We start from the raw sequence: 24,742 nt of genomic DNA on the forward strand, positions 1-24,742 counted from the left end.
AATCTGCTGTATATTTATTGTCATGAATTATTAAAATGTATAACCTTAGATGGGTTTACAAGTAACCAATTAAAAATATAAATTGCTCAAGTAATTACGTCTTGCTTGACATAATATTAGCTGTCATTTAGACACTAATAGCTTTGATTAATTAGGAGATATATAAGTTGTTTTTGCTACATTAACCAAAACTAGAGACAATATAAAATTTGTGCTTGAATACTTGACAAAACTAACTTTTAAAATGATTCATCTCCGTTTCCATTTCACTGTTACCTACTTCAGCAAGTCATTTAAAACCTCAATCAAATCCATAGATTCCATTGTGCTTCATTAAAAATTCAACAACCTAGTCAAAATATTCTTCCGGAAAAGATAGCTTTTTTAGGAAAATGAGATTGTCGGGAAACCTAAATACTTAAGTATAGTCAAGATTAAAATGTTTAGACAATACTTTAACACTTGTAGTCTCAGAGTCTAAGGTAAATATGGTTAACGCAGGTTCGCTGAAATTTCTAGCCCAGCCAGCTGTGGGTGCAGCTTTGTTAACAGCTGTTCATCTCATTTTGCCGTCTGCCAGTTTAGCTCAGGGACAGTCAGTATTTCCCAATTCCCAAACAGTACCTCGGATTAACCGACCCGTATCCACGCCTATCCAACAACCAGATACAAATTATCTGTTAGGCGGTGGAGACCTCATCCGTGTCAATGTTTTTGAAGTTCCTGAATATACGGGTGAATACCAAATTCCGCCCGGTGGTGCAATTAATTTACCTTTAATTGGTAGTGTTTCTGTTTTGGGTTTAACCACTGAACAAGCGGCTGATATTATTACCGAAAAATATCGTAGATTTCTGAAACGTCCGCAAATTTCTATTAATCTTTTATCTCCACGCCCGATTAATGTTTTGGTTGCAGGAGAAGTTACCCGTCCTGGTGCTTATACACTGAGTTTGCAAGGTGGTGCAGGTAACAATCCAGGGGTACAATATCCCACTGTCCTAGCTGCATTGACGACAGCACAGGGAGTTACCTTAGCAGCCGATGTTACTCAAGTACAGCTTAAACGTAAAACGGGGCGTTCTGGTGAGCAACTGGTAACGCTCAATCTCAAGGAACTCATTCAAACTGGTAATACTGCCCAAGATATCACCCTGCGGGATGGTGACGTGATAGTTGTGCCAACAGCCACTACTTTTAATGTGGCAGAAGCACGTAATTTGTTTGCAGCGAACTTTGCAGCTAGCCAAACTGCACCGCGCACCGTCGCAGTTATTGGTGAAGTTTACCGCCCAGGTTCTTACCTAGTTTCAGCAGGTTCGACAGATGGACAAAATGGCACGGCTGCTAGCTCTGGTTTACCCAATGTGTCACGAGCTATTCAATTAGCTGGTGGGATCACATCCCAAGCTGACATTCGCAATATTAAGCTACGTCGCCCCACAAGAGTAGGTTCAGAACAAACTGTAGATATCAACCTCTGGGAATTATTGAAAAATGGCGATGTCAATCAAGATGTAATCGTGCAAGATGGAGACACGATTGTGATTCCGACAGCCACAGCAATCACTCCAGCAGAAGCTACTCAATTAGCAACAACAACTTTATCTCCTGCCAAAATTCAAGTCGGGGTAGTGGGTGAAGTCAAACAGCCAGGAGCAGTATCATTACAAGCGAATAGTTCCTTAAACCAAGCTTTACTGGCAGCTGGTGGTTTTAATGATGCTAGAGCGCGTAAGGGTAGCGTAGAGTTAATTCGCTTAAACCCCAACGGTTCAGTTACTAAGCGTGAGATTAAGGTTGATTTCAGTCAAGGAATCAATGAGGAAAGTAATCCTATTCTTCGCAACAATGATGTGGTAGTAGTTAACCGGTCTGGTGTTGCCAGAACTACTGACGGTCTTAACATCCTAGCAGGGCCTCTAGGTATTATCTTTAATATGTTGAGATTTTTCGGAATTTAATTTCAAATACACTGAGCATTTGGGGACGGAAGTTAAATACTTTCGTCCCCATTGTTTTTTGAGAGTGCTGAGTAGTGAGTGCTGTTAGCGGTAGCGCGGCGTTTAGCCGGTGCTGAGTAATAAGTAATGAGTAATAAGTAATGAGTAATAAGTAATAAGTTATGAGTTATGAGTGGTGAGTTATCAAGTGCTGAGTAATGAGTAATGAGTGAAGTTTTTCTTCCCTTGCTCCCCCTGCTCCCCCTGCTCCCCCATCCCCAATCCCCAATCCCCAGTCCCCAATTCCCGTATTTCCCGAAAGCTCAACAAAAGTCTCTCAACATTTTGTGGTTTACTGGTGATGATGTCGATATAACTATAATTGTTGACTACTCAGTTTATAAAGTTACAAGTTACAAACTCAAAACATTAGACTGAAATGTAGAACATGGTAGTACCATGTCCTTTAAACTAAAATCTCCTTAAAAGCTAATAGGAGCATATATGGAGCCAATTATTGCTGTAGTCTTAGCACTGATAGCCTATGCCTTGGGATCTGCCAAAATCATCAATGAAGGTAATGCAGCCCTTGTGGAACGCTTGGGCAGAAAACACCGTACACTGACACCAGGTTTAAACTTTGTGGTGCCTTTGGTGGATCAGATTGTGATGGAAGATACCACACGAGAGCAGTTCATTGACATTAAACCCCAGAACATCATTACAAAAGATAATATTTATTTAGAAGTTGATGCTGTGTTGTTCTGGCGTATCAAAGATATAGAGAAAAGCTTTTACGCAATTGAAGATTTACAAGGTTCTCTGACACAGTTAGCTACAACCACACTAAGAGAAATTATTGCTCGGAACACTGTGGAAGAAACTAATGTGACGAGGGCGGAGATGGATAAAGCCATCCTAGACCAGTTGAACAGTACAACGATTGACTGGGGTGTTGAGATTATTCGCTTAGATATTCAAAGAATTACACCACCAGAGAGTGTGCGTAAATCAATGGAAGAAGAACGCGCTGCGGAAATTAAAAAACGGGCGTTGATTACGGAAGCTGAAGCGGAAAGACAAGCTGCAATTAAGAAAGCAGAAGGAACTATGACTTCCATGCAGATTATTGCAGAAGGTTTGCGTAGTAATCCTGAAAGTAAGGAAATTCTGCGCTATTTAGTGGCTCAAGATTATATTAATGCTAGCTACAAGCTAGGAGAAAGCCCAAATGCCAAGGTTGTGTTTGTAGATCCTGGTAAAACTGGTGAATTGATGAAGGAAGTCATCGCGGAATCAACTAATACTGAAGGTAATGGGAAAAGTTCTGAACATGGTTAGGGGAGTGGGGAGTGATGAGTGCTGAGTAGTGAGTGCTGTTAGCGGAAGCGGGGCGTTTAGCCCGTGCTGTTAGCGGTAGCGCGGCGTTTAGCCGGTGCTGAGTGTTGGGAATCATTCACCAAACTAAATTGGTGTGGGTAAGCCAATCGTCATTCATTTTTCCAGACTGATTCGCTTGTAGTAAGGGCTTTAGCCCTGGCTTTATGCAACTTAAATAGGGTACAAATCTGGAGTTTGAATCCAAAATCTAAAATTGGTATGATTCAGTTTCTAATTGATTTCCCTAAATATGGCATCTGCAACTAGGGAGACATCGCTGATTTCTTTGACATCATGAATGCGGAGGATATCAGCTCCATTGAAGATGGCTGCACAACAAGCCGCAGCTGTTCCCCAGACTCTGGCTTTTGGGTCTGGTTGATTTAAAATGCGTCCAATAAAACTTTTGCGGGAGACTCCTACTAAGATAGGACAATTAAGCGATCGCAATTCTTCTAAGCGGCGCAAAATTTCTAAGTTCTGCTCATAGTTCTTGGCAAAACCAATACCAGGATCAATGATGATTTTGGTGGAATCAATGCCCAAATCGGTGGCTATGGCTATCTGTTTAGCCAAAAAACTCGCAATTTCTTTGACTACGTCCTGATAATTAGTCATTTGTTGCATTGTCTGGGGTGTCCCTTGAATGTGCATCAAGACAATAGGTACACCTAAACTGGCGGCTGTGGGCAACATTTGCTCATCAAATGTACCGCCAGAAATATCGTTAATGATATCGGCTCCAGCTTCTACAGATGCTTTGGCGACATCAGCCCTAGTTGTATCTACTGAAATTGGTACAGAAATTTTGGGTCGTAATGCCTCAATAATTGGCAATACGCGGTTGAGTTCATCTTCTAGGCTAATTTGCTCGGCACCAGGCCTGGTGGATTGTCCACCGACATCGATAATATCGGCACCAGCTGCCACCATTGCCTGGGCTTGGGATAAAGCCGCCGCAACATTATTAAATTCACCACCATCACTAAAACTATCAGGAGTAACGTTTAATACTCCCATTAGATAAGTACGCTGTCCCCAGTCGAAACAGCGATCGCGTATGATTAAACCCATAAATAAATCAAGTCGGAATGGAATCATCCCGCTAGACTAACGGAAGTCGGAAGTTCATCACTCCCACACTTCCCAGTCGCTAGCTTTTCAATTATGGATTTGGGATTGACGATAGCGTAGCAGGAGCGCGTCTTTTGGATTGGATTCAATCTAAAATCCAAAATCTAAAATCTAAAATTCCTAGTCCCCAATCCCCAATCCCCAACTACTGATAATTGACAATACGAGCAAAACTCGCAGGTTCTAAACTTGCACCACCCACCAGCACACCATCAATTTCTGGCTGTGCCATAATTTCATCAATGTTGTTTGGCTTCACTGAACCGCCATATTGGATAGGAACATTGGGATTCTTTAACTGATTGCGAATTAAGCCAATGACGCGATTAGCTTCTGTGGTTTCACAAGTGTCACCAGTACCAATAGCCCAAATCGGTTCGTAAGCAATTACTAAATTGTCTTGATCAACATTTACTAGGTCTTGTTCTAGTTGACCGATGATCAATGATTCTGTTTCGCCAGCGTCTCGCTGTTGCTTGGTTTCGCCTACACAAAGAATGGGGGTTAAACCGTGCTTTTGGGCAGCTTTCAGGCGCAAATTCACAGTTTGGTCTGTTTCGCCAAAATATTGTCGGCGTTCGCTATGACCGACGATGACGTAACGTACACCAAGTTCTACTAACATGGGGCCAGAAATTTCACCCGTGTACGCACCACTTTCTTCCCAATGGACGTTTTGCGCTCCCAATTGTATGAGGCTACCGTGTAAACTCTTGGATAGAACGCTGAGATCAGTGAACGGAGGACATAAAACTACTTCCCTTTCGGAAGGTGTTTCTTGTAAGGATGGCAGAAACCCTGTCAAAAACTCTTGTGTTTCTGCCTGGGTTTTGAACATTTTCCAGTTACCGGCAATAACGATTTTTCGCACAGGTGATTTAGTCAAGTTCTTAACGCTACTAGATGCACTTTTCAGTCTAAAACTTTTTGGGATGTAATTAGCATCTTAATTCCATTTCCAGCAAAACCTGATACACATAGATTTGCTGTATGATTCTTAATTTTTAAGAAAACCCTCGACAGTAGCAAATAGTCATCTTATGATTAGGTAATCAGCTTGATGTTTGACAAGTCGAAGCGGGGTCAAAAACCCCAGGGATTCGTCAAAATCGCCAGAACCTTGACAACATAATAATTACAGCGTTTCAATAATTTGGGAAGTTGAGAATAACTCGCAATAAGGTGGGCTGAAATCGACCTAATTTTGCGACTCGTCAAAATGCTCCCCAGGAAGCTTGCTCTATATAAGTTTCAGTACCGAGCTGTTTCCATCAACCATTTCCCCGCAAGGGGACTGAAACGTAAATTTTGCAGATTTACAGTTAATCCCTCTGGGTTTCCATCAACCATTTCCCCGCAAGGGGACTGAAACTTTAAAAATCGAGTTTGGATGACATTTTTGTTGTTGTGTTTCCATCAACCATTTCCCCGCAAGGGGACTGAAACTAGTAGTCAGGAACTTAGCAGTAATAGCCGCCGAATCAACGTTTCCATCAACCATTTCCCCGCAAGGGGACTGAAACTTCGCCCCGTTTCATCTTGAACAAGATGGATATTTAACTGTTTCCATCAACCATTTCCCCGCAAGGGGACTGAAACCTAAGGAAGCCGAGGAACTGCACTTTGGGAACACGTTTCCATCAACCATTTCCCCGCAAGGGGACTGAAACCATTGCAAAAAAGCTGATAGTTGCGAGAATTGCGATGTTTCCATCAACCATTTCCCCGCAAGGGGACTGAAACGGTACAAGTAATACACAATTTAATACTTCTTTATTAGGTTTCCATCAACCATTTCCCCGCAAGGGGACTGAAACTCTGTATCATCTTTCAGACCATCAATTGATTTGTCGTTTCCATCAACCATTTCCCCGCAAGGGGACTGAAACCCAGGTTGCAGTTTTCAGAATATGAAATGCAAGGGCAAGGTTTCCATCAACCATTTCCCCGCAAGGGGACTGAAACCGGCAATCCCTCAAATATGGACATATTGTACTACAAGTTTCCATCAACCATTTCCCCGCAAGGGGACTGAAACTTATACTAATAAACATCAATTTCAGATTTATACCAAGGGTTTCCATCAACCATTTCCCCGCAAGGGGACTGAAACGACTAGAAACAGCAACAATCAAACCAGCAGCACCAGGTTTCCATCAACCATTTCCCCGCAAGGGGACTGAAACAGAGTGTTTTTTGAAGTAAATCTGGGGGTGTTAAGTTGTTTCCATCAACCATTTCCCCGCAAGGGGACTGAAACGGGCAATGTGCAGAAACCTTCAAACCGGCTGCGGTAGGCGTGCCATTGGTTTCCATCAACCATTTCCCCGCAAGGGGACTGAAACGTCCCAGCCGTGCCAAACGGAGAAACATAGCCTGTTTGTTTCCATCAACCATTTCCCCGCAAGGGGACTGAAACTATGAAGTTGCCAAACAGGGTAATTTTTCAGGGTTGTTTCCATCAACCATTTCCCCGCAAGGGGACTGAAACTAGCACTAACAGCAAGAGAATCTGATTTATTAGCGTTTCCATCAACCATTTCCCCGCAAGGGGACTGAAACGTTTCCTCAGTCCCAGAAACATTTACCTCAAAGTCCCCAACAGTTTCCATCAACCATTTCCCCGCAAGGGGACTGAAACTAGCAGAAGTTTTCGGGGGTAGATTTGTAGAACGAGGTTTCCATCAACCATTTCCCCGCAAGGGGACTGAAACAAATAATTTACGGCAAGCGCAACTTGGCATCTCGTCGTTTCCATCAACCATTTCCCCGCAAGGGGACTGAAACTATCCTTAGTTGTGTACCTAGTAGATTTCCTAGAAAAGTTTCCATCAACCATTTCCCCGCAAGGGGACTGAAATATCAGCAGACAATTTTCTATAGCGATGAATACCGTTTCTAGTGAACAAAATCTCTAACCATGCCCTACAGTCAATTTACAAGCTATTTTAGAGGATTTCCTTGAGCGATCGCTGTTGATACAGAAAAAGCACGTTCTGAGGTCATTATCAATTTTGAGTTTTTTGGTATGGATGGTGCAAGTGGGTTGAATAATTTGATGTAAAGTGATACGTGTGGCGGCTTTACTCACACATCTACTGTATGCAACCCCATTTATTAGAAGATTTAAGTCATCAAATCATTCCCAATCCACCGATACTAACAAGTAAAGCATCTGGATGGCAAAATGTTTTTTTGGCTTATTATCAACATCCAGGGGCAGAAATTAATCAGCATAATATCCCATTTCATATATTAGAAGTTATAGATTCTAACTCCAGTTCAGACCATGAACGCCGCTTAGATAATCAATTTTTATCTTATAAGCTTAGAGGCAATGAAACCTTTTTTTGTCCTGCTCATACTCAGCATTGGACAAGTTGGCGAGAACAACTAAACTTTACAGTGCTAGTATTTGACCCCAAATTATTTGCAAAATTAGCTAGTGAAACCTTAGATAATCAGCAAATAGAATTTCTTCCACAATGGCAAATATTTGATCCCATTGTTCAGACTCTCACCAGCGTACTCAAAGCAGATTTAGAAGCAGGATGTCCCGCAGGTAGATTGTATGGTGAATCCTTTGCAGCAGCGTTGATGATTCATTTAATTAAACAATTTACCGTATCAAAACTCAATAGTTTTCATAATTATGGAACATTACCGAAACATAAACTTAAAATTGTCTTGGATTATATTCAAGCAAATTTAGCCGAAGATATTAGTTTAGACAATTTAGCTGAAGTTGCAGGAATCAGCCAATTTCACTTTGCTAGATTGTTTAAGAAATCAATGCACCTACCACCACATCAATATATTATTAGACAACGTATAGAACTAGCAAAACAATTACTTCAAAAGCCAGAATATAACATTACAGAAATTGCTTTAGAGTGCGGTTTTGCCCATCCGACTCATCTTAGTCGTCATTTTCGCCGCTTAGTTGGGATGTCTCCTAGTGAATTTAGAAAGTTATAGCAAGAATGTGCTGTGTTGGCAAAAACAGGCGCGACTTGATTTTAGGGATATCGCTAAAGTGTGAATTGTTCTACACTAATTCACTCAATTGTATGCTTAATAATCTTCCAGCTAAGATGATAGAACTAAATGGGGTTGAATACTTTGTTAGAGATTCCGGTACAGGGGAAGAAACTGTTTTATTAATTCATGGTTGGCCTGACGACGGCAATTTATGGAAACATCAAATAACCGCTTTATTAGAACATGGATATCGTGTAATTTGTCCAGATTTATTAGGTTACGGTTTAAGTGAAACACCTACAGATATAAGTCGCTATCAGTTGGCTAATTTAGTCAATGACATGATTTCCCTGCTAGAGAAATTAGCAGTTACAAAAGTCCATTGTATTGCTCATGATTATGGTGCTGTTATTGCTTGGGAACTAGCAGCACACACAGAAAAATTGCAAACATTTACAGCCATGTCTGTAGGACATTTGGCAGAATTTTTAACAACATCTCTTGAAAATGTGCAATTTTTGTGGATTTACTTTTTAAATATTCATGATGTCGCGCCTCAACTATATCAAGTCAACAATAGTTACTTACTTCGAGAAGTTCTGCGTAGTCATCCCAACAGAGAAGAGATTTTAGAAAATACTCTCAAACCAGGTATATTAGCAAATATGCAGCGACTAGAAAAAGCCAATCCCGTACCTAATTATTTGCTAGCTGCTTTAGCTGGAGAATTACCTGAACCTGTAGCAATTCCAGTTCCTACCTTTGGTATTTGGGGTAATCAAGATGAATTTTTATGGGAGTCACAAATGCGAAATTCTGGAAAATACATCTCAGCAGATTGGAAGTATGAAAAGATTACAGATGCAGGTCATTGGTTTATGCTTGAGCAACCACAGCAGGTAAATCAATTATTACTAAATTGGCTCAAAAAACATTCGCTTGAATTGAATAATAACTAAGGAGTAGGGATTAGGACTAAGAAACATAAAATTTCATGATTGGTTGTGTTTTGTTAGTGAATAGCTGACTTTAAATCAATACGGTTCAGTTAAGAATAAATGTAGGTTGGGTTGTAGCTTGCTTCCCCGTAGGGGTACGAAGTGAAACCCAACAAATCGGCGAAAATGTTGGGTTTTGTTCCTCAACCCAACCTACGCGGTTTAAGGTTTTTGACGCTAACTGAACGGTATTGGACTTTAAATTAGGTATTTACTAGACAACTTTGACTAACTCACGGTCTATGGTTGTCATTCCTAAACTTGCACGAATTTTACTCACTTGTACATCCCAAAACTGATCCCATTTTTGGGCTATCAGTTTACCCTGAGTCTGAGAACCTAGTCTATAGCCGCGAGCTATTTCTGTCATTAAATCATTCAACCTTGTCGGTTGATAAAGACTGATCATTACCATACCAAAACTTACTAACATCACACTGATAGGAATTGGAGTCTGAGCTAAAACGAATGCTTGGAGTCCAATTTCCCCAATAACATCAGTATCAAATCCCCTGGAGTTTAGACTAAGCAGCAAAAAATGACCCAGGAAGGCTGAGTTGAAAATAAATAGGCATTAGACATAAAAATCGACAATCTTAAGCAGATTCTGATTGTTGCTTACGTGGCTTAGTTGTAGTTTTTCTAACAACAGGATAGCGAATTCTACGTTGTCGGGGTTGTCCAGTCTTCCAGCCAGGGGACTTTCCGCGAGGTTTGGGCGGACGGGCAGGAGTACCAATCGTCGCTAAAATACTTCCCATCGCCTGAGCAACCCTACCTGGAGTCAAACTAACTAATAACTTTTGCCAAGGTAAAGGGTTGTCTGCAACGATATCACGGGCTAACCACAATTCCCAAGTCATGATGGGCATTAAGTCACTCCAACGCTCACATTGCTTAGGGGTACGTAGCTTGGGAAGAGTCCAGTGTAAGCGTTGCTTCAAAAAGCGATACCAGTGGTCAACAGTAAAACGCCGCAAGTAGAGTTGCCAAACTTCTTCTAAAGGCGGCATTTGTTCTCCCAGCCAAGCCAACCACAAAGGTTTTGACACCCGCAAGTTGCCAAGCTCATCAAGACGCTCAACCCGAATCAAGGACATCGGACGTGTAGCGGCTTTCCGAAAATGAAAATTTGACCACAAGCTCACCTTGATACGTCCTAGTTTTGGATGATTTACTTCTATAGTTTGAATGGCTTGAGTCCATGTCGAAGCATCATTCAACTTAAATTTATCACCATGTTTTCTCGGTCGTCCCTTGCCAGAATATGGTGGTGGTGCGCCCCATAAACAAAGATTTGAACGCAAACGTACCAAAATGTCTGCTTTAATATTACTCGTCTTCAAAACGAAAGGAGCGCACCCGTACTCACTATCCCAAACCGAAATTGGTCTGGTAGGTAAATTTTCACAAACTTGTTGTAATTGCCATGCTGCTTTCTGGATTGGGCTTTCCCAACTGGTAATTCGCTCGTGTCTCAATGGTAATGCCCAACTGCCCGAACTCTCCGGTATCCAAGCAATGGTGCTATAGCCCCTGACCAATGGTGATTGGTTTGTCACCTCCCATTGAGACACTGCTGTGTTCAATTGTCCTTTCCTGTAGCGTTACCGCATCTGGCCTTGGCCAAGCTGTATGGTCGCCAGCCAACAACGGACGACCCTGGTGTGGCATCTGTTTGATGTATAACTGCATCAATTTTTGTCGCTGTGGCCTGCTATCTTGTAACGCTTCATAAATACTTGACCACTTGCGTCTAAATGCTGGTGATAGTGATAAATCTGCCAAACTGTAAGCGTTCCGAGTTAGCAATATTGCATCCATCAGTTCAAATGTTGCATCATGCGCTCTACCTAGATAGTTATACGCTGCTTGACGAAATTCCTCTAATTTGGCACGGTTCATATTGGCAGATGAGAGTTGGTGGTTCTTCTCTCAGCTTCTGCTAATAGGGGACTGTGTTCAAGCACACCCCTTATTTTTCGTTGTCGCACCGGGAACTAGTCTAAACTCCAGAATCCCGCAACTATATGATAAATATCATGGGTAGAACGCCACAGCATTTTGAGATAGGAAATGTCATCAACTACAGGGACTTTTTTGTAAAAATCAGGGTCGAAACCTCTAGCTTTCATCTCTCTAGCGTAGATATGACCTAAAGTTCCCTCTGGAAAGTTAGCTAATTCATCTAAATCAAAAGGTACAGGTAGCCAGCGTTCCTGAAATAAAGTATTGACTTCTGGAATTTTCTTTAATTCATCAACTGCTAACTGTGCCATTTCTGTTTGGTCTAGAGCATCCTCAAAGTCAAATACTGGGTCAGTATTACCATTTCTGGGTTTGAGGCTGCTAGCAGCTAAAAATTCAATATAGGCGAGGAGTCCTTTATCGTTGTTGTAGTTAATTACATTATTCATGGTTATTTTGTTAGTTTAATATTTACACGCCAAGTCTAGAGGAGAATATTTACCTCAATTTTTGGCAAGCTAATCAAAATTTTCATGAATCTCCAGAGGTATTTGTAATCATCTTGAATTTTATTTTTCATTTATAAATGACCTTTAAACCAATACAAGTTCAGATAAGTATAAATACAAACCCCGATTTTTTACATAAATCGGGGTTTTTTAAAACTTCAACTATTTTCTTAACTCAAATATGCTGACTTAAGCATTCACTAAATTTGCACAGTTCAAAACTTTTTCCTGAAGCCATTTATACCAACTATCTAAGCCTGCACCTGTAGTTGCAGAAACTTGAAAAATTTGGATATTGGGATTAACTTGTTGGGCATATTCTATACAACGCTGCACATCAAAGTTGATATATGGTAATAAGTCTATTTTGGTAAGAATCATAATCTCACTGGCACGGAACATATGCGGATATTTAATCGGTTTATCTTCGCCTTCTGTCACTGAAAGAATTACAACTTTTGCCTGTTCTCCTAAATCAAATAAAGCGGGACAAACTAAATTACCGACATTTTCAATCATTAAAACTGAGTTTAATGGCGGCTTAAGTTGTTCTAAACCCCTTTCAATCATTGATGCGTCTAAATGACAGCCTGTACCCGTATTAATTTGCACAACTTTACAGCCTGTTTCTTTAATCTTTTGAGCATCATTAATTGTTTCTTGATCGCCTTCAATGACATTTATTGGTAATTGATTTTTTAAATCATTAATTGTGCGAGTTAATAGAGTAGTTTTCCCCGCACCAGGAGAACTCATTAAATTTAATGCCAGAATATTACGACCCTTAAACCATCCCCGATTTTGGGCAGCTATTAAATTATTCTTACCTAAAATTTCTTGTTCTAGAGATATGGTTGTTCCATGAATTTTTGCATGAACGTGAGATGCTTCATATTCATGATCATGGGTATGGGTAATTACTGTACCATCAGGTAAAGTGTGTGTATGGTGATGGTGATTGTGTTCTATTTCCCCTGTTTCTAAGTTAGTAATTTTGCCTTCAGCATCATCAGAACAACCGCAAGTTACACACATACTTCCTCAACCTCTATTTCTTTAATTTTTAGTTCTTCACCAGTGAGAATATCTAAGTGAACGCTACCACATTTACATAGACCAAATGGTTTGTCGATGGCAATTTCTGCACCACATTGGCGACATTTGGCTAAACCAGGAATTTCAATAATTTCTAAGGTTGCACCTTCGAGAATTGTGCCTTGGGTACAAATATCAAAGCAAAAATTAATCGCCTCTGGCATAATTGCCGAAAGTTTGCCAATTTCTAAAGCAACTCGGCGGACTTTTGTACCTTGGGCATATTCACTCACAATAGCGACAATATTTTGTATGATTCCTAGTTCGTGCATGAAAAAATTTACTCTTGATTAACAAATTCTGGGTAATTGATCACCAACTAACATATCAATAATTCTTTCTGTACCGAAGGCAGTTTTTAATAAAACTACACCGTGCGGTGAATCAATAACTTCACCAATAATACAAGCATTTTTACCAGATGGATGAGACTGCATAGCCGCTAAAACTGTTTCGGCTTGTTCACTTTTAACTACTACTACTAATTTGCCTTCGTTGGCTAAATATAAAGGGTCTAATCCCAAAATCTCACACATTCCTTGAACTTCTTCCCGCACAGGAATAGATGCTTCATTAATGCGAATACCGACATTAGAAGTTGAGGCAAATTCATTTAAAACTGTGGCTAATCCTCCCCTTGTAGCGTCGCGCATAGCGTGGATTTCGGGGCAAACATTGAGGATAGTGGCGACTAATTCATGTAATGGCTGACAATCACTTTCGATGTTTGTATCTAATGCTAATTCTCCACGGGCAATTAAAATTGCTGCACCGTGATTTCCTAGTTCACCATTAATAATGATGGCATCACCAGGTTGAATATTATGGGCGGAAATGTTAACGCCTGTAGGGATAATGCCAATTCCAGCCGTGTTAATAAATAATTTATCCGCCGCGCCACGATGTACAACTTTAGTATCTCCGGTGACAATTTGTACTCGTGCTTGTTGTGCTGCTGTTTTCATACTATTGACAACGCGCCGCAAAGTTTCTGTGGGTAATCCTTCTTCTAAAATGACGCTGCAAGTTAAATATAAGGGTTTAGCACCACTGACTGCTAAATCGTTAATTGTACCGTTAATTGCTAGTTCTCCGATATCGCTACCAGGAAAAAATAAGGGATCTACAACATAGGAATCGGTAGTAAAAGCTAGTCTATCTCCTTGTAGTAAAAGTTGAGATAAATTAAAGCTGGCTTGGTCTTCTAATTGCGAGAGAATGGGGTTATCAAAACTACTGACAAAAATATCATCAATTAAGTCGCGCATCGCTTTACCACCGCTACCATGTGCGAGGGTAATCTGTGTATCTTTGATTGGATGATGGCGACGACGATTTTGGGTGATTTTTTGTAATAGTGGGTTAGGTATTGAGTTGGTTTTTGAAACATCCATTTTTTATAATTCGCAGTTTTTAATATGGAATATTAGGGTAAGGTGAGTTACATATTTGGTAACACACCTTACTATTTATTTGTCAGTTTTATCTACCTGTTTCATCGTGTCTACCACGATGGCGATCGCAGTGTAAAATACCATTAACAGCCCAGTTTTCCCGCTCAAATTCATCGATGTGAATTGTAATCCATTCAGGCTTAGTATCTAATGCTGCAACCATCGCATTAGTAATGGCTTCTACTAAATGCCGTTTTTTTTCGATGGAGTGTCCTCTGGCAATTTTTACGGTGACAAATGGCATACAAATGTTCCTCGCAGTGTTGTTGTGTGGAGTGTATCGCTGCTTTTTGGAGGTTATGGAGATGTGACTGCTCTTTGTGGCATTGCAGTCGAAAATCTGCCATATTTATAGTATGCGGCACAAGCCCCTTCAGAAGAAACCATGCAAGTCCCAATTGGGGTTTCGGGTGTGCAAGCTGTTCCAAAAACTTTACATTGCCAAGGTTTCAGCACTCCTTTGAGAATTTCACCACATTGACAAGCTTTGTGGTCAGCAATTTTTTGGTTAGGAATGGTAAATTTTAATTCCGCATCAAATTGGGCATATTCTGGGCGAATTTTTAAGCCGGAGTTGGGGATTTCATTTAAGCCACGCCATTCAAAAGTTTCGCGGACTGCAAATACTTGATTCATGGCTTTTAGTGCTATTTGATTTCCCTCTTTTTGGACTAATCGATTGTATTGGTTTTCGACTTCACAGCGATTTTCTATTAGTTGCTGTAATAACATCCAAATTGATTGGAGAATATCTAAGGGTTCAAAACCTGAGACAACTATGGGTTTATGATATTTCTGGGAAATAAATTCATAAGGTGCAGTACCAATTACCATACTGACATGACCAGGCCCGACAAATCCATCTAGTTGTAAGTCTGGGTTATCTAATAATGCTTCTAAAGCTGGAATCACTAGAACGTGATTCGTAAACATACTAAAGTTTTGAATATTTTCCTCGGCTGCTTGGAGGATGGTAAAAGCGGTGCTAGGTGCTGTAGTTTCAAAGCCAATACCAAAAAATACTACCTCTTTATCGGGGTTATTTTTAGCAATTTGTAGGCTATCGAGAGGTGAGTAAACCATGCGAATATCTGCGCCTGCGGCTCTGGCTTGTAGTAGGCTATATTTAGAGCCGGGGACGCGCATGGTGTCGCCAAAGGTTGTTAAAATGACATTGGGATTTTGAGCGATCGCGATCGCATCATCTAATCTACCCTTGGGCATGACGCACACTGGACAACCAGGCCCGTGAATTAGTTCAATGTTTGCTGGTAAGATTTCTTCGATACCGTATTTAAAAATAGAATGGGTATGCCCGCCGCATACTTCCATAATTTTTATATGTTTATCTATTTGGGAACTTAATTTTTCTATTTCCCGGCGTAAGGCTTCGGCTTTTTCTGGTTCGCGGAATTCGTCTACGTATTTCATAATTTTAGGGAATAAGGAATAGGGAATAGGGTTCGGGAAATAGGGCATGGGGTATTGGGCATTGACGTAAATATTTCTCCCTTGTCTACCTTGTCTACCTTGTCTCCCCCTGCCCAGGTTCTCTAATTTTGAATTTTGAATTTTGAATTTTGAATTTTGAATTAATTAGCCCCCTGCCCCACTGCCTCCTGTCACTAACGCGATTTCTTCTAATAATTTAAGCGTCTCTGCTGCTTCTTGTTCGTTGATTCTATTCATGGCGAAACCAACGTGAACTAATACCCAGTCTCCTACGCATGATTCGGGGGGATGTTGTTCGTCTACTATGCAGGCGATGTTTACTTGGCGTTTGACTCCACCAATGTTTACTATGGCTAGTTTTTGGTTAGTGTCACTGATTTCTACTATTTGTCCGGGGATTCCTAAACACATTTTTATGTTCCTTGGTGGGGTGGGAGGAAGAGTTTTTATCACGCATTCGCCCTTGGCGTTCCGCTTGCAGTAGGCGCAAAGACGCAAAGGTATAAGAGGGGTTTTTGGGTGGGGATTTATGAATTTTTGATGGCGGCGGTGATTAGGGCTTGTCCTAGTGATAAACCACCGTCGTTCGTGGGAATTAGGCTGTGGGTGAGGATGTTTATTTGTAGTTTTTTTAATTGGCTTTTTACTAGGTTTAATAAAATTGTGTTTTGAAATACTCCTCCGGTTAATACAACTTGATTAAATGTGTGTTCTTGATGTAGGAGTTTAACCATTTCTACAATGACATTAGCTAAACTTTGATGAAATTTAGCGGCTATGATTGGCTGGGGTGTCTGTTGCTTAATATCATTAAGTAAATATTGCCACATGGGGCTGGACTCTATACAATAAATACTATCGAAAAAGCTCAGACGAAAAGGGTAGTTTGCAGTTTCTTTAGGATTATTTAATGTGTGAATATCGGCTATGGCTTCAAGTGCGATCGCAGCTTGTCCTTCATAGCTACATTCTGCGGTACAAATGCCAATAGCCGCCGCCACAGCGTCAAATAGTCTTCCGACTGAAGAAGCTAAGGGGGCATTAATACCTTTTTCTACAAGCTGATTCAGCAGTTTTATGGGCTGTTGATTTAAAAATTTTAAGATTTCTAAATCACTATATTTTTGTTGGCAATCTTCCCAAAGATTAGCCGCAAGTAAATGGGCGTAGGTATTTCGCCAAGGTTGATAAATTGCTTGTTCACCGCCAATCATTGCTACTGGTTTAAAGGTGGCAAGGCGTTGAAATTGGCGATAATCAGCTAGTAAGAATTCTCCTCCCCACAGTTTACCATCTGCGCCATAGCCTAAACCATCGCAAGCAATACCTAAAATGGGATTTGTATCTAGGGGAATACTATTTTCTGCCATGCAAGCGGCGATATGGGCGTGATGATGTTGGATGGAATAAACGGGGAGATTGTTTGCTGTGGCGAGTTCTTGACCGAGTTTTGTTGAGAGATATTCGGGGTGTAAATCGACTGCGATCGCTTGTGGTTGATGTTCAAATAAGTTTAAATATAAATTGAGTGTATCTTGATAAGCATTCAACGCTGCCGCGTTTTCTAAATCTCCTAGATGTTGTGAGAGAATAGCTTCCCCTTCTCTTAATAAGCAAAAGGTATTTTTTAACTCACTCCCCATTGCTAAAATCGGCGGGACATTATCAAATCCTGGTGGTAATTTTAGCGGTGCTGGTGCGTAACCTCTAGCCCGACGAATTGTTTGTAATTTATCATCAACAACCCGCACCACAGAATCATCTACTCTATTGACAATCTCTCGATTATGTAAGAGAAAATAATCAGCAATGTGACTTAATTTTTCTCTAGCTTCATCATTATCTATACATTGCGGTTCATCCGAAAGATTACCACTAGTTAATACAATCGGACGATTCATCCGCCGCAAAATTAAATGATGTAAAGGTGTATAAGGTAGCATGAAACCCAGAGTATTTTGCCCTGGTGCTACGGAAGGGGCTATAAAGTGCTGAGTGCTGAGTTGTGAGTGCTGAGTAAGCAGTTCTTTAATTTTGAATTTTGAATTTTGAATTTTGAATTGATGTGTCCCCAGTCCCTTTTTTTGTAACAATACAATAGGTGCGGCTGGACTTGTTAATAATTCGCGTTCTTGATCATTAACAAAACAATATTCTTCAATAATGGCAATATCTCGCGCCATCAAGGCGAAGGGTTTATCATAACGTTTTTTACGCTGACGTAATTTTTGTACAGCTGCTTCTTGTGTCGCATCACAAGCCAGATGAATACCGCCTATACCTTTAATAGCAACAATTTCACCCTTTTGCAGTAAGGTACAAACAGCGTCTACATCATCCAACATTGAAAACATGGAAGCCGTCACAGGTTTACCATCAGCCCGTTCTAGCCAAGCTTGGGGGCCACATATATGACAGGCTACGGGTTGGGCGTGAAAGCGGCGATTTTCGACATCGTGATATTCGTCCTCGCAGTTGGGACACATGACAAACGCAGACATACTAGTGTTGCATCTGTCGTAGGGAATGGCGCGAATAATACTTAAACGGGGGCCACAGTGGGTACAGTTGGTAAAAGGATAACGATAAAAGCGGCTAAAGGGGTCAAAAATTTCTTGCTGACATTGGGGACAAGTCGCCGCATCAGGGGAAATTTGAGTTTTAGCAACACCGCTAACACTACCAGAGATGACAAAATCATCAAAATTCAACTCTCCTGGATAGGGAGTTCTGACGAGTTCGGTAATTTTTGCTAGCGGGGGACATTCCGACTGTAATCTGGTGACAAATTCTGTTAATTCAGTTTCATCACCGGCTACCCGAATTAACACACCTTCCCCATCATTACAAACATCTCCCCGCAAACCGCAGGCTTTAGCCAGACGATAAACTGTAGGGCGAAATCCTACCCCCTGTACAGTACCGCGAACTCTAATTTCTTCAGTCGCCATAGTTCATCCGCCATAGCAAAATTCGGTTATTGCCAGAATCCGAGATTACCGCCGTTTTGCCACAAACTTTTATTCCGTAACACCAATTTAAGCTGTGGCGTGTGGGTGTTCCGAAGTTGCGATTTTCGCTTTTACTTTGAAAGGTGTCTTGCCCAACAATCCCATCTGCCACAGCACCCTGCAATGATAATATTGACTCTGGCTGCTTCCATCCTAACAATCGAGAATTAGCAGTATCTGCCACTAATAACCATTCTCCAGCGACAGCTACACCATAAGGCATACTCAAACTACTCGCACTAGGGAAATAAACTCCCTGGTTCATCTCTACAACATCAAAATTTTTCTGTCCTAAAACCACCGCACAAGGGGCATTATTTTCTGTTGGTATCCCTTGCCAAATCATCACTCGATTATTACCCGCATCGGTGACAACTAAATTATCATGCCAAATTGCAATATCATGACACCAACGCATACTCGCCGCCGTCGGAGAACCACCACCATTTTCATTGCGAGATGTCATATCCGGCTGTCCTAAGACTATATCAGCTGGTTGTCCATTTTCTGTAGGTAATTGCTGCCAAATTAATAATCTTCTATTACCTGTATCTGCTACAAATAACTTACCTTGATGATAGAAAATACTATAAGGCCAGTGCATAGTATGCGCCGCAGGTTGATGACTTCCCCTATTTGGTTGATTGTCAGTAAAATTAGCTTGTCCTAATACTAAATCCGCAGGAACATTACTATCTTCTGGTAATTTATGCCAAATTAAAACCCGATGATTCCAAGCATCTGCTACGGCTAAACCTTCGCCACACACACAAATACCCGTCGGTACGCTAAAAGTGTTTCTTCCTGGTGTACCTTTAGCATTTTGTCCTTCATGATAAAAATCTGGCTGTCCAATTACCCAGTCAGCCGGTTGACTATCTTTTGTCGGTAAATTACGCCATCCTAATAAGCGATGATGTCCTGTATCTGATACCCATAATGAACCGTTTTCAGATACTAAACAAGCACCACGGGGGCCAAACATTGTGGTAGGAGTTGGTGCTAACGGAATCGCCAATAATTCTGGGTTGAGAATATCACCTAAAATCACCTCTGCACCTTGAGGTGATAAGGGTAAATTTGGGGTAATTTGTGTTAAATCTATGTGCAAGGTTTGGTTTCAGGAAATTGTAGAGATGTGTTGCTAACTAATATTGAAACGTATTAGCGAATTGTATTATGTAGCAGCGATCGCAATTTTTTTGTAGTTGATCAATATCTCCTACCGCACAGCAATTACTGTTGTAATTTCCGGACAATATTCTTTAATTGCCTGTTCTACTCCTTGGGATAAAGTCAAAGTAGAAGCCGGACAATTACTACAAGTACCAATTAACCTGACTTCCACTGTATCAGGTGGTTTGATGGCTACTAATTCCACATCTCCATTGTGACTTTGCAAACCTGGACGCACTCCATCCAGGGCGGCTTGGACACGTTGTGAAAGTGGTGGTTTGGGCGGTTTAACTAACTCATGATAAAGCAGAACCCCGTAGACAACTTCATCCTTAACCGCATTTTGTAGTGCTGGTAAGGATTCCTGCTTCACACTTTTAATTAACCGCGTCAAAGCTTCTTTATGTAAATCTTCAATTGCCCTTTTAAACCCAACAGCTACACTACGCTGACTTTCATCCCAATTAGAGATAATCGCCTCAAAGCGGTTAATTTCCGTTACTAATTCTTCTAAATCACTCATGAATTACCCTCTCCCTCTCTCTGCGCCTTTGCGCCTTTGCGTGAGATTTACACCCCATAATCAACCTCACTTCATCTTCAAATCCTTAAAAAGCCAAGGCATAACCGCACCCGCAACCACACTAGAAATCCCTACAACATATGCTAAAGGCAACTGCAATAAAGCCAGCAAAACAAACGTAAAAAAACCAATACTAGACCCAATTACAGTTTGTCTAACCACATAAATCGGATCACGCAGTAACTTGCCTTCAAAAAATAATTTGGCAGAATACCACCCAATTTTCAACATAATTTCCCCCGAATTAATTTATTAAAAAACTCAGCCAAACCAACCCCAAAATTATCGCCGGAATTGCACCAACAGGGCCAGCAAAACTACCAATGATAGCCGAGAATTCATAACCGAACTCTTTACCAGCTAAGACGATACACCCAATAGCACCACTTAGCATTGATAAAGCGATCGCAATCAACACCCAAACCAATCCAGTGATGAAATTAATATCACCTGCTGCCAAACTTATCATTAAATCTGACATAATTTTCCCCTCTTCATAAAGATGCACTAACGATTCATACTCACCCGAATTTCTGCGTTGACATCTTGCAACGCCTGAGAAACTGCTGCTGCTTGTTCTGTTTGTTGATACTGGCTAAATAATTCCCAAGCTTCTTGATAACAATCACGGGCTTGTAAAAGATTCTTGGGATTACCTAATTCTGGTTTTTCTGGGTCGTCTGGTAGATTAAATAAGGCGTTAGCTTTATTGGCGATGGTGTTAGCATACTCTAAAGGAGTATCTTGAGCATTACGCACTTTGAGAGCTTCATTATAAGCTGCGATCGCTCGCAAATTATTCTCCACTGGATGGGAACTTTGTAAATATTGCAAAGCATTACCCAAGTTGTTTTGCAACATCGCATATTCTCTGGGATGATCAATCAAATTAATCTGCTTTAAAGCTGCTTCAAAAGTTTGCACAGCCAAGCCTTCACAGAGATTTTGCTGTTCCGAATTCCCAGACATGGAAAGATAAGCGATCGCAATATTATTTGATAAAATCGCGTATTCTTGTGGATAATCTTGGCTTGTAAATACCCGCATCGCTTCCTGATAAATAGCGATACTGTCTGTTACTCTCGCCAAATTAAATGGCACTAAAGACTGTAACACCAGTCCCAAATTCATCTGGGCTTCTGCGACTTCTACCGGTGCAGCTAATTGCTGTAATATTGGCAAAGCCTCCTCATAACCAGCCTTCGCCCTTAATAATAATTCTGCCCCCACATCAGGAATCGACTTTAACGCCCCTGCCATCCCAGCTTGCGATCGCGCCTTCCAAAGCGGATAATCAACATCACAAAGTTTATTTGCTTGTTGATATAACTCCACTGCATTCCATAAATCCTGGGGAGTTTTCGGTTTTTTCTGTAAACCTTGTGCTAATTCAATCAGCATTTGGATTTTTTCTTCTGTTGTTGCTGATTCTGATGTAATGGCTGCAAGTGCGGCTTTAACTGTGGAATCTGTAAGGCTGGGAGTCATCTAAGGTTACTTATGAAATGTGAGGATAAAAAAAGGTTGATACACTTAGATGTAAGCAGCTTCTGTGAGCAAAAGTTTTAATTTCTATCTTGCTTTATACAGTAATATCAGCTGCTGTTTGCCGAGCGAGATCAACTGCAATGAAAAGTAGTTTAACTCGATACTCTTGAATAGATTGAGGCAATTTTAACCAAAAAACTCTTTATTAAATTAATTGATTTGTATTTCTTCATATATCTATGGATAGATACAAATATTTATACGCAATATTCCTAGGCTCATAACTGTATTTGTGATTACAGTTTTTGTCTTAAAAAGCAAATATTACGCTGGTTTTACTCCAATACAATCCGTTATAAACCACTTAAAAATAAGTGAAAAAATATTTTTTTGTGTAAATAAAGTAATTAATTTTTATAAATTAGACCCTATATTTACGCAAAAATCAACGATACTCAAGAATCATGAAACTAAAACTATTTTGTTAACTCAGATAGCAAGAAGAGTTTTGGCTAGTTTTTAGGTGTGTCACCATTCCCTCATAGGATCAGCAAAGATCATCTTTTTAGCCTCAAAATATCTGCACCAAAAGTCTCATTGATTCTGAGCCATATAGAGACAACAACACAAACGAAGCAACAAGCCAATGACTAACGTATTATGGCTTCAAGGTGGAGCCTGTTCTGGTAACACCATGTCATTTCTCAATGCGGAAGATCCCACAGTCTGCGATCTGATTTCCGACTTTGGTATTAACGTCCTGTGGCATCCTTCCTTGGGAATCGAACTTGGTGATAATCTGCAAACGCTCCTACGGGATTGCATTTCCGGCAAAATCACCTTAGATATTTTGGTATTTGAAGGGACTGTAGTTAATGCCCCCAATGGTACAGGGGAATGGAATCGGTTTGCAGACAGGCCGATGAAAGATTGGTTAAGTGACCTTTCAAAAGTAGCCGCATTCGTCGTTGCGGTAGGAGACTGCGCCACTTGGGGAGGAATCCCCGCTATGACTCCCAACCCCAGCCAATCCCAAGGCTTACAATTCCTCAAACGCAAAGAAGGCGGCTTTTTAGGTAAAGACTACAAATCTAAAGGTGGCTTACCAGTAATTAATATACCCGGATGTCCTGCCCATCCTGATTGGATAACACAAATTTTAGTGGCGATCGCCACCGGACGTATAGCTGACATCACCCTCGACGACCTCAACCGTCCCCAAACCTTCTTCAAGAGTTTTACTCAAACCGGCTGTACCCGCAACGTCCACTTTGCCTTCAAAGCCGGGACTACCGAATTTGGGCAACGCAACGGCTGTCTATTTTACGACTTAGGTTGTCGCGGCCCCATGACTCATTCCTCCTGCAACCGTAGGGCTAATTCATTGTCAAAAGAGAAAAAAGCTGATTTAAATCATGGCAGAGAAATCGAAGTGCTTTGGTCAATGAGCGATAACCCTGGCCACGGAGCAGATTAATCACGAAAGTACGAATGATTGACCAGTTAGTAGCAGCATTGTAAGTACGAATGGGAGCAGTATCTTCACCAAAAACAACATCTTTGACCCAATGTAATCCGTTCTCAATATCTCGATGTCCGCGAATAGCATGAGCAAAGTGAAGAGCAGATGTCTTGAGACTACTGAGGTAGTAACTCAAAGTTGCAAAAGATTGCCCATCTCTGGAACCATGACGCTCAACAACAATCAAGCTTTGCGCCTTTTCCCAACTGGGGTCAATGCCATCCATCAGTTCATAGACTTTGACACTACGTTGAATAATACGTCCGCGTGTGCGTTCGATTTGAATGTCGATAGCATCTGGGAGAAGTTGTTGTGAAATGGTTTGTGCATAATTCAAGAGTTTGGGTTGGTTGGCTTTAATGCCCACTAAGTAATCATTGCCACTGTTAACAATTAACTGCAAAGTTTTTTTTGACAATGTAAAGCATCAAAGGTCAACACTACACCCGTCAGTTCCAAAGTCTGGATTAGTTGTTGTACGACTTTGATTTCACTTTGTTCATTGTTCTGGAATTGCTTCAAAGCTACCACCACTCCTTTGTGATGACTGTATACAGAGACGACATTAACAAAGTTTTGGTAGGACTGATTGTGTCCAGTGACCGTACTTTTGATACTTTTGCCATCCACGGCTAACCATTCTCCCGCTTGGATGTCAGCATCGATTTTTGCCCACCCAACAAAGCTCTCTGTCAGTGTTTCAAAGTCTAATTGCTCAAACAGCCGCCGAAAAGTCGAATCACTGGGCAAACGCTTATACTTGACCCCTAAATGTTCACATAATCCTTGATAATGTCGTACACAAAAATCTTCTAGTGCGGTATATCCGTAGCATTCACTTAATGTTCCTAAAATTACTAGCAATAACATTACCCATAGTGGATAACGTTTGCCACGAGGAGCGCGATAGTCTTCTATGCTTTGTAATGCCGCTATCAAACTACTACTCATTTCACACCACAGTACACTTGAGGTCGGGATGATTTCTAGTTTAATTTTTCTCTCATTACAATGAATTAGCCCTAGTATAGCGGGGGATTCCCAAGCC

General features: G+C 40.9%; 20 protein-coding genes, 4 pseudogenes and 1 CRISPR repeat array. Of the genes and pseudogenes, 5 read left to right on the forward strand and 19 right to left on the reverse strand.

Going from position 1 to position 24,742, the window contains the following annotated elements; all coding sequences use genetic code 11:
- Positions 1–488: 488 nt before the first annotated feature.
- Both CLI64_RS18720 and CLI64_RS18730 read left to right on the forward strand, forming a co-directional pair.
- Positions 489–1,964 (forward strand): polysaccharide biosynthesis/export family protein, encoded by a 1,476-nt coding sequence (locus CLI64_RS18720; RefSeq protein WP_103138620.1) that lies wholly within the window; start codon positions 489–491, stop codon positions 1,962–1,964.
- A gap of 483 nt (positions 1,965–2,447) precedes the next feature.
- Positions 2,448–3,284, forward strand: coding sequence for an SPFH domain-containing protein (locus CLI64_RS18730; protein WP_103138622.1), 837 nt, complete (start codon positions 2,448–2,450; stop codon positions 3,282–3,284).
- Positions 3,285–3,554: 270 nt separating this feature from the next.
- Here the strand turns inward: CLI64_RS18730 and folP are convergent, their stop codons facing one another.
- Both folP and tpiA read right to left on the reverse strand, forming a co-directional pair.
- On the reverse strand, positions 3,555–4,397 hold the full coding sequence (gene folP, locus CLI64_RS18735) for a dihydropteroate synthase (RefSeq protein ID WP_225977387.1): 843 nt from the start codon (positions 4,395–4,397) through the stop codon (positions 3,555–3,557).
- A gap of 205 nt (positions 4,398–4,602) precedes the next feature.
- On the reverse strand, positions 4,603–5,295 hold the full coding sequence (gene tpiA, locus CLI64_RS18740; RefSeq protein ID WP_374703978.1) for a triose-phosphate isomerase: 693 nt from the start codon (positions 5,293–5,295) through the stop codon (positions 4,603–4,605).
- A gap of 426 nt (positions 5,296–5,721) precedes the next feature.
- A CRISPR array of direct repeats spans positions 5,722–7,318; the repeat unit is 37 nt; unit sequence GTTTCCATCAACCATTTCCCCGCAAGGGGACTGAAAC.
- Between the two features lie 241 nt (positions 7,319–7,559).
- Between tpiA and CLI64_RS18745 the strand changes: the two genes are divergently transcribed.
- Positions 7,560–8,435, forward strand: a complete 876-nt coding sequence (locus CLI64_RS18745) for an AraC family transcriptional regulator (RefSeq protein ID WP_103138625.1) — start codon at positions 7,560–7,562, stop codon at positions 8,433–8,435.
- Between the two features lie 92 nt (positions 8,436–8,527).
- Complete coding sequence (locus CLI64_RS18750; protein ID WP_103138626.1) at positions 8,528–9,397, forward strand: alpha/beta fold hydrolase; 870 nt, start codon at positions 8,528–8,530, stop codon at positions 9,395–9,397.
- Positions 9,398–9,650: 253 nt separating this feature from the next.
- Here CLI64_RS18750 and CLI64_RS18755 read toward each other — a convergent pair.
- The 16 genes and pseudogenes from CLI64_RS18755 to CLI64_RS18825 form a co-directional block, all read right to left on the reverse strand.
- Positions 9,651–9,947, reverse strand: a pseudogene (locus tag CLI64_RS18755) (Coq4 family protein); the annotation flags it as partial.
- A gap of 85 nt (positions 9,948–10,032) precedes the next feature.
- Entirely contained in the window at positions 10,033–11,025 is a 993-nt protein-coding gene (locus CLI64_RS18760) for a transposase (protein WP_225977388.1), read from the reverse strand.
- On the reverse strand, positions 10,964–11,341 hold the full coding sequence (locus tag CLI64_RS31630) for a transposase (RefSeq protein ID WP_225977389.1): 378 nt from the start codon (positions 11,339–11,341) through the stop codon (positions 10,964–10,966). The genes CLI64_RS18760 and CLI64_RS31630 overlap by 62 nt, the downstream gene beginning before the upstream one ends.
- A 110-nt stretch (positions 11,342–11,451) precedes the next feature.
- Positions 11,452–11,853 (reverse strand): annotated as a pseudogene (locus tag CLI64_RS18765) (Coq4 family protein); the annotation flags it as partial.
- Positions 11,854–12,102: 249 nt separating this feature from the next.
- Positions 12,103–12,948 carry a hydrogenase nickel incorporation protein HypB gene (hypB, locus tag CLI64_RS18770; protein WP_103138627.1) on the reverse strand — a complete coding sequence of 282 codons (846 nt, stop codon included), beginning with the start codon at positions 12,946–12,948 and terminating at the stop codon, positions 12,103–12,105.
- Positions 12,939–13,280, reverse strand: coding sequence for a hydrogenase maturation nickel metallochaperone HypA (gene hypA / locus CLI64_RS18775; protein WP_103138628.1), 342 nt, complete (start codon positions 13,278–13,280; stop codon positions 12,939–12,941). Before hypA ends, hypB begins: the two co-directional genes overlap by 10 nt.
- Before the next feature lie 18 nt (positions 13,281–13,298).
- On the reverse strand, positions 13,299–14,402 hold the full coding sequence (hypE, locus tag CLI64_RS18780; RefSeq protein WP_103138629.1) for a hydrogenase expression/formation protein HypE: 1,104 nt from the start codon (positions 14,400–14,402) through the stop codon (positions 13,299–13,301).
- An 88-nt stretch (positions 14,403–14,490) separates the two neighbouring features.
- Positions 14,491–14,706 carry a 4-oxalocrotonate tautomerase family protein gene (locus CLI64_RS18785; RefSeq protein ID WP_066380276.1) on the reverse strand — a complete coding sequence of 72 codons (216 nt, stop codon included), beginning with the start codon at positions 14,704–14,706 and terminating at the stop codon, positions 14,491–14,493.
- 53 nt (positions 14,707–14,759) lie between these two features.
- A complete protein-coding gene (gene hypD, locus CLI64_RS18790; RefSeq protein ID WP_103140793.1) occupies positions 14,760–15,893 on the reverse strand; it encodes a hydrogenase formation protein HypD in 1,134 nt (377 codons plus the stop codon).
- A 165-nt stretch (positions 15,894–16,058) separates the two neighbouring features.
- Positions 16,059–16,325, reverse strand: coding sequence for a HypC/HybG/HupF family hydrogenase formation chaperone (locus tag CLI64_RS18795; protein ID WP_103138630.1), 267 nt, complete (start codon positions 16,323–16,325; stop codon positions 16,059–16,061).
- Positions 16,326–16,441: 116 nt separating this feature from the next.
- Positions 16,442–18,865 (reverse strand): carbamoyltransferase HypF, encoded by a 2,424-nt coding sequence (hypF, locus tag CLI64_RS18800; RefSeq protein ID WP_103138631.1) that lies wholly within the window; start codon positions 18,863–18,865, stop codon positions 16,442–16,444.
- Positions 18,855–20,036 (reverse strand): hypothetical protein, encoded by a 1,182-nt coding sequence (locus CLI64_RS18805; protein ID WP_103138632.1) that lies wholly within the window; start codon positions 20,034–20,036, stop codon positions 18,855–18,857. The genes hypF and CLI64_RS18805 overlap by 11 nt, the downstream gene beginning before the upstream one ends.
- Positions 20,037–20,147: 111 nt before the next feature.
- A complete protein-coding gene (locus CLI64_RS18810) occupies positions 20,148–20,624 on the reverse strand; it encodes a NifU family protein (protein ID WP_103138633.1) in 477 nt (158 codons plus the stop codon).
- 66 nt (positions 20,625–20,690) lie between these two features.
- Positions 20,691–20,915: a hypothetical protein gene (locus CLI64_RS18815; RefSeq protein ID WP_103138634.1), complete on the reverse strand. Its 225-nt coding sequence runs from the start codon at positions 20,913–20,915 to the stop codon at positions 20,691–20,693.
- Positions 20,916–20,928: 13 nt separating this feature from the next.
- Entirely contained in the window at positions 20,929–21,165 is a 237-nt protein-coding gene (locus CLI64_RS18820) for a hypothetical protein (protein WP_103138635.1), read from the reverse strand.
- 26 nt (positions 21,166–21,191) lie between these two features.
- Entirely contained in the window at positions 21,192–22,172 is a 981-nt protein-coding gene (locus CLI64_RS18825) for a hypothetical protein (protein WP_103138636.1), read from the reverse strand.
- A gap of 646 nt (positions 22,173–22,818) precedes the next feature.
- Here CLI64_RS18825 and CLI64_RS18830 point away from each other — a divergent pair.
- A pseudogene (locus tag CLI64_RS18830) lies at positions 22,819–23,583 on the forward strand (hydrogenase); the annotation flags it as partial.
- Here the strand turns inward: CLI64_RS18830 and CLI64_RS32200 are convergent.
- Positions 23,549–24,645, reverse strand: a pseudogene (locus CLI64_RS32200) (ISAs1 family transposase). The pseudogenes CLI64_RS18830 and CLI64_RS32200 sit on opposite strands and share 35 nt — an antisense overlap.
- Between the last annotated feature and the right edge of the window lie 97 nt (positions 24,646–24,742).

Origin of the sequence: Nostoc sp. CENA543 (assembly GCF_002896875.1) — a bacterium.
Lineage (GTDB): Bacteria > Cyanobacteriota > Cyanobacteriia > Cyanobacteriales > Nostocaceae > Trichormus.

Bases quoted from the DNA above. Each gene is read 5' to 3' on its own strand.
- CLI64_RS18720 (WP_103138620.1), top strand. From the start codon at position 489: ATGGTTAACGCAGGTTCGCTGAAATTTCTAGCCCAGCCAGCTGTGGGT.
- CLI64_RS18730 (WP_103138622.1), top strand. From the start codon at position 2,448: ATGGAGCCAATTATTGCTGTAGTCTTAGCACTGATAGCCTATGCCTTG.
- folP (WP_225977387.1), bottom strand. From the start codon at position 4,397: ATGGGTTTAATCATACGCGATCGCTGTTTCGACTGGGGACAGCGTACT.
- tpiA (WP_374703978.1), bottom strand. From the start codon at position 5,295: ATGTTCAAAACCCAGGCAGAAACACAAGAGTTTTTGACAGGGTTTCTG.
- CLI64_RS18745 (WP_103138625.1), top strand. From the start codon at position 7,560: ATGCAACCCCATTTATTAGAAGATTTAAGTCATCAAATCATTCCCAAT.
- CLI64_RS18750 (WP_103138626.1), top strand. From the start codon at position 8,528: ATGCTTAATAATCTTCCAGCTAAGATGATAGAACTAAATGGGGTTGAA.
- CLI64_RS31630 (WP_225977389.1), bottom strand. From the start codon at position 11,341: ATGAACCGTGCCAAATTAGAGGAATTTCGTCAAGCAGCGTATAACTAT.
- hypB (WP_103138627.1), bottom strand. From the start codon at position 12,948: ATGTGTGTAACTTGCGGTTGTTCTGATGATGCTGAAGGCAAAATTACT.
- hypA (WP_103138628.1), bottom strand. From the start codon at position 13,280: ATGCACGAACTAGGAATCATACAAAATATTGTCGCTATTGTGAGTGAA.
- hypE (WP_103138629.1), bottom strand. From the start codon at position 14,402: ATGGATGTTTCAAAAACCAACTCAATACCTAACCCACTATTACAAAAA.
- CLI64_RS18785 (WP_066380276.1), bottom strand. From the start codon at position 14,706: ATGCCATTTGTCACCGTAAAAATTGCCAGAGGACACTCCATCGAAAAA.
- hypD (WP_103140793.1), bottom strand. From the start codon at position 15,893: ATGAAATACGTAGACGAATTCCGCGAACCAGAAAAAGCCGAAGCCTTA.
- CLI64_RS18795 (WP_103138630.1), bottom strand. From the start codon at position 16,325: ATGTGTTTAGGAATCCCCGGACAAATAGTAGAAATCAGTGACACTAAC.
- hypF (WP_103138631.1), bottom strand. From the start codon at position 18,865: ATGGCGACTGAAGAAATTAGAGTTCGCGGTACTGTACAGGGGGTAGGA.
- CLI64_RS18810 (WP_103138633.1), bottom strand. From the start codon at position 20,624: ATGAGTGATTTAGAAGAATTAGTAACGGAAATTAACCGCTTTGAGGCG.
- CLI64_RS18815 (WP_103138634.1), bottom strand. From the start codon at position 20,915: ATGTTGAAAATTGGGTGGTATTCTGCCAAATTATTTTTTGAAGGCAAG.
- CLI64_RS18820 (WP_103138635.1), bottom strand. From the start codon at position 21,165: ATGTCAGATTTAATGATAAGTTTGGCAGCAGGTGATATTAATTTCATC.
- CLI64_RS18825 (WP_103138636.1), bottom strand. From the start codon at position 22,172: ATGACTCCCAGCCTTACAGATTCCACAGTTAAAGCCGCACTTGCAGCC.